Source organism: Acinetobacter sp. BSP-28, assembly GCF_044130285.1.
GTDB lineage: Bacteria > Pseudomonadota > Gammaproteobacteria > Pseudomonadales > Moraxellaceae > Acinetobacter.
Window position 1 is genome coordinate 1 of record NZ_JBIQOB010000047.1, and the last position, 5,511, is coordinate 5,511.

A 5,511-nucleotide genomic window follows, 5' to 3' on the forward strand; every position below is an offset into this window, starting at 1 on the left:
TGCCACAATTAAAGGTATTGAAGTCATGCGTGCACTACGTAAAGGACAAGCATCGTCATTTTATTATGGTCAGCCTCAGGGTGAAGTGTGTCTAATCAACAGGGTTTTCGGTCTCTAAGTACTTTTTAAAGGGAACATCATCGACTCAAATCTCTATTTGCAACAGTGCCCTTTAGCGCATGAAAAGCTCACCACCGTGCATGGATTCGATCTTTCAGTAGAAACCCTGCGTTGCTGGATGATTGCAGCCGATTTGTGGATTCCTCGCTCCAAGCGCCTAAAACGCCCGTATCAGCCTCGATATAATAGGGATTGTTATGGTGAACTGATCCAAATCGATGGCTCTCACCATGACTGGTTCGAAGGACGCGCTGCTAAATGCTGTCTGCTGGTGTTTATTGATGATGCCACAGGAAAATTGCAGCATTTACGCTTCTGTGAATCAGAATCAGCCTTTGACTATATGATTTCAACACGCCTGTATGTCGAACAGCACGGTAAACCATTGGCATTTTACAGTGATAAACATTCAGTGTTTAGGGTGAATCAAAGCAGCAAGAAAGACACCAAGATTACGCAATTTGGACGCGTACTCAGTACCCTCAATATCGATATCATCTTCGCTAACTCACCACAGGCCAAAGGACGTGTGGAACGCGCCAACAGGACACTTCAGGATCGTCTGATTAAGGAGATGCGCCTGGAAGGTATCAGTTCGATTGCAGATGCGAATAAGTGGTTGCCCTGCTTTATTGAGCAGTTCAATCTCAAGTTTGCAAAGATGGCCTTTAATCCTAAGAACTTACACCGCTCTGTCACTGAAACAGCCGAGCAATTAGAGGATATTTTTACCTGGCGTGAACCCCGCAGAGTCACCAATAGCTTGACCATTACTTATGATAAATGTGTATATCTCCTGGAGAGTACAGAAGAAAACCAGAGGCTGATGGGTAAATATCTTGAGTTTCTAGAATACCCGGATGGTACTGTAGCCATCATGCATGAAGGTCGGAAGATCAATTACAGCATCTTCGATAAATTAAGTCAGCTCAACCAGCGAGAGATTGTTGAGAATAAACGGTTAGGTTCTGTATTGCTGCATATTCAACAACAGCATGAAGAACTGGAACAACAAAACAAACGCAATCGTTCTCAAAAGATGCCAAGCAGACGTGCACAGAAAACAGCAATTCAACAACGAAATCTGAATCCTGTGCTTGACTTGGAAATGTCCATATAGGACATTTCTATTTGGTTATTAGGTAGGACATTTCTACTTGGGAATAACAACAACAACAACATTTTTTTATAAAACCTTTGTTTTTCATATAGTTAAAAAATTTGACCGACCTAAAAAACCACAAAAAGCCGACTTAGACACAAGTCGGCTTTTTTATGTACAACTCTGGAAGATATCGCCAACAAAACCGATCAATATTCAATCAATATAGCACATTGTTGTGATTTATAAATTCATCTACTGCTCAAATTATCCCCAATTTCTGCGGATAAAACAGGGATAGTTTTTAGTCAACCTTGTACGCATTTGCTCACATTAATTACGGCCCTTTGCGCCTATACGGTCTCAAGCTTATTTCTTATGATGGGGACATAGAGAGCAGGATGCTCCAGATAACAATAAGAAAATACAGTACAAGGACTGTGAGGTACGACAGGAGTTATACTGAGCTAACCAAATATGAAAAACCCTAGCAGGATGCCGGGGTTTTTTATTGCTTATTTTTTTAAGTAATTTAGGCAATTACACTCTTCTGGATACGCATAAATATGGTAACTAGTTAATGGTATCTAATGGGTTTTGATTGATGAATTTAATTAGCGTATCCTGTATAAATTCTTCTATCTCCATTCCTTGTTCTTTAAGTACTTTTTCAGTATTTTTAATTGTTTCTCAGTCAAGTTCAAATGAAATTTCTGAGGATGTTGCCATTAATAAATCATAGTTATTTTCTATGATATTTCTAAAGGTTTCATCTACATTACTTTTTGAGGGTACATTGAAAGACAGTCGAAGAGAACTATTGATAATTTCAACATACGTATATCCGATATATTCTGTACTTTTTCCAACAAATCCTAAATGCTTCATAATGATTCTTAAACTTAGTGGTAGCAATTTTATGATACCCGAATCACTGATAAGAAAATATTCACAAAAAGATGATTAGAACCATTTAGTAAGTCCTTATACCAACCAAGACTAAATCCATGATTCGGGTTATTTTAACGAAGAAATATTACGTAACAATCATAAGTTACGTAACTTAAATAAGTTATTACGGAAGTTGTTGATTAACAATTTCTTTAATTTCTTCAGAGCTTTTTGAAGCCAAATTTTCTAATGCAATTCTAACGATACTTGATCTACTAACACGAGCATTTTGACTTTTAACTACCAGTTCATCAATTAACTGATTAACTTCATCATTCAAAGAAAATGTACATCTAACAAATTTTTTCTCTTTGGTTTCTAAAGCTCTTACCCTTTTTTCAGCCCCAGATATGAATACTTCTGCTAACTGATCTTCTGGAGATATTTCAACTTTCTTTTTTAAACCGTTTAATCCAGCCATGATTAAATTCCTAAAAATTCATTAGCTATATTTTTAATCTCTGCTTTTGCTTTTTGATCACTATTTACTTCAAAAACAGAAAGGCCATTTTCATCAGCGTCATCATAGACATTTCTATTAGTCGTAATCGCATTTAACGCATTTATACCAAATGATTTACATGCATCTTTCGCATCTAAAATTCTTTGAACTTGTGATGGTAACGTTGGACATTGTGTAATAATTGCTCTTGCAATAAGATCTGGATTGACGGTTTTAGCTAATTTTAAAACTTGTTCCATATGTGCTAATGTTTTTAGATCCCTTCGTTTTGGTCTAAAAGGTAATAACATATGAGTAGCTATTGTCATTGCAGAACGTAAAGCTTCTGAATCTTGCCCACCAGCATCAATTACAATATCCTGATATCTACCTTGCAGATCTTTGAGAACTGAGCGGATATTGCCAGAAGCTTGAACTGAAGGAATATCTTTTAAATCATCATTATCATCACGTTCTTTTATCCAATCAGTTGTTGTTCCTTGAGGATCTGCATCTAATAAAAGGACATCCCTATTTTTTGTTTGAAGGTATACTGCTAAATTTTGAGATAAGCAGCTTTTTCCAGCACCGCCTTTTTCACCACCAACTAATATAATCATATTTTATGTAAGTTACGTAAGTTTAATAATTTAAGTAATGTAAAATGATTTCATGTAAAAATCAACTATCGTGATAAAAAAATAATTTAAAAGTTATCCACAAGCAAGGTTCTTTTTTATTATTTTATATATATTTTAAATTTATTATTTATATAGCAGCTGTAACTATTGATATCAGTGGAATACAAAGAATTAAAGTGGACAGATTCCTACCAATAAGTGGACGGATTCCTACCAATAAGTGGACAGATTCCTTTATATAAAAGGACAGATTCCTTTATATAAAAGGACAGATTCCTTACATAAATGGACAAATTCCTTTCAAAAAAAAAACTTCCGTTTATGGACATTAAGTAGTATTGTCCATATATTGGTAATCAAATTTTTTAGCACTAACATATGAGCAATGTAATCTATAAAGATAATAATTTAATTGAAGCTTCCTATGCACTAAATCTTTCAGAACAAAGATTAATTTTAATAGCAATTCTTGCTGCCCGTGAGATTGAAAAAGAATTAACGGCCGAGACTATGTTAACGATTCATGCCTCGGAGTATATGAAACAGTTCAAGCTTGGCCGACAATCAGCATATGAAGCATTACAAGCCGCATGTGACAATTTATTTGAACGTAGGCTTACTTATAAAACAATAGATCCTGTTACAGGAAAAAAAGCAGTTTATAAGAGTCGATGGGTATCAAAAGTAGGTTATGTCAAAGAGGCTGCATGTGTGCAGTTGATATTTGCGCCAGATATCCTTCCGCTTTTCATTAAGCTTGAAGAAAAATTTACTAGATATGAACTTAAGCAAATTTCACAACTTACCAGTGTTTACTCTATTCGACTGTACGAGCTTTTAATACGTTGGAGATCCACAGGTAAGCTTTATGTCCCTATAGCAGATCTTAGAGAGAAATTAGGCTTGCTAGAAGATGAATACTCTCAAATGGGAGATTTTAAAAAGCGCGTTCTAAAAGTGGCGATAGAACAAATCAATAAATTTACTGATATTGAAGTTGCTTATACCCAGAAAAAAGAAGGTAGGACTATTACTGATATAGAGTTTACTTTTTTTGAAAAAGATACCGTTCTAATACTTAGTGATAAAGCTCCAGAAAATTTATATAAATTAACAGCAAAGCAAATTTCATATTTTGCGCAAAAACTTTGCGATATTGATGACAATCCAGATTTTGGACGTGCTTTTGGAAAGATAGGCGAAACACAAGAAGATTTTCAGGAAAGAATTGAAGCCGAATTAACAGATCAAGCGAATATTAAAAAATATTTTTCACATCTATTAAATGTTGGTTATAAACCAAAATATGGGAAGCAAAAATAGTTACAGGATTGCTCACAGTACCTAAACATGAGATATAGCTGATTACTTAATTTAGTAGCACATCAAAAACCTTATAAAATGGTATTTTACCAATATATTTACGTGCTACAGCCTTTAGAATTTAGCTATAGCCTTCATTTTGAAGCGGCTCAAATGCTTCTGGGCTCATATCATCCAGATGTGAAAGGCGCCTAATTCGATTTTAAAATATTTCGATATAATCAAATACATCCGCACAGGCTATTTCTCGTGCTTTATGGCTCATCTTTTGAAGATTCTAAAAAGGAGATGCAAGCACAGCATTATCCCCCCACATGAGCTGTATACTGCACAAGGGGGCGACTCATACTCAGAAAGAAATTATGTTTTAGACATAATTTCTTTCAGTCCCCGCTACAGTATTGTAAGCTTTGATCTGGATGTATGATCCGGGTTCATTTGGTCTGCATCGCCATACTGCCATGAGAAGTGCATCCAAAATGATATTCTTGGTAAGAGTAGGTCTTATTGACCAACCGATAACTTTTCTCGAATATAAATAAAGAACTCCAGCCAGATATAATCAGCCTTGCCAATTTTATAAATTACGTAAGTTACATAACTTATGATGCTTATGCAATCCGGGTACTGGGTAACCAATTCTGGATCATAAGCAGCTAAATACATCTCTTTAACAAGATAGAATTCTGCAATAGGTCAAATGTGACAAAAACACCTACGGGTTTAGAGAGGCATAAGTGGACAGATTCCTGACACGTAAATTACATAAGTTACATAACTTATGATGCTTATGTAATTCGGGTGTCTGGTAATCAATTCTGGATCATAAGCAGTTACCTACAGCTGTTTACTCTCATGGAAATCTGCAATAGCTCAAATCTGACAAAAACACCTATGGGTTTAGAGATCCATAAGTGGACAGATTCCTGACA

General features: G+C 35.4%; 3 protein-coding genes and 2 pseudogenes. 3 read left to right on the forward strand and 2 right to left on the reverse strand.

What is annotated here, in order from left to right; all coding sequences use genetic code 11:
* Together ACE01R_RS17325 and ACE01R_RS17330 are read left to right on the forward strand one after the other, a co-directional pair.
* Nucleotides 1-118: pseudogene (locus tag ACE01R_RS17325) on the forward strand (IS6 family transposase); the annotation flags it as partial.
* Nucleotides 119-169: 51 nt separating this feature from the next.
* Nucleotides 170-1,240: pseudogene (locus tag ACE01R_RS17330) on the forward strand (ISNCY family transposase); the annotation flags it as partial.
* Between the two features lie 1,057 nt (nt 1,241-2,297).
* Here ACE01R_RS17330 and ACE01R_RS17335 read toward each other — a convergent pair.
* Both ACE01R_RS17335 and ACE01R_RS17340 read right to left on the reverse strand, forming a co-directional pair.
* The gene (locus ACE01R_RS17335) at nt 2,298-2,594 is read right to left on the reverse strand and encodes a hypothetical protein (RefSeq protein WP_395552741.1); all 297 of its coding nucleotides are present in this window, start codon (nt 2,592-2,594) and stop codon (nt 2,298-2,300) included.
* Between the two features lie 2 nt (nt 2,595-2,596).
* The gene (locus tag ACE01R_RS17340) at nt 2,597-3,235 is read right to left on the reverse strand and encodes an AAA family ATPase (RefSeq protein ID WP_180175077.1); all 639 of its coding nucleotides are present in this window, start codon (nt 3,233-3,235) and stop codon (nt 2,597-2,599) included.
* A 399-nt stretch (nt 3,236-3,634) separates the two neighbouring features.
* On the opposite strand from ACE01R_RS17340, the gene repM reads away from it, so the two are divergent.
* Complete coding sequence (repM, locus tag ACE01R_RS17345; protein ID WP_395552742.1) at nt 3,635-4,579, forward strand: replication initiation protein RepM; 945 nt, start codon at nt 3,635-3,637, stop codon at nt 4,577-4,579.
* The last annotated feature ends 932 nt before the right edge of the window (nt 4,580-5,511 follow it).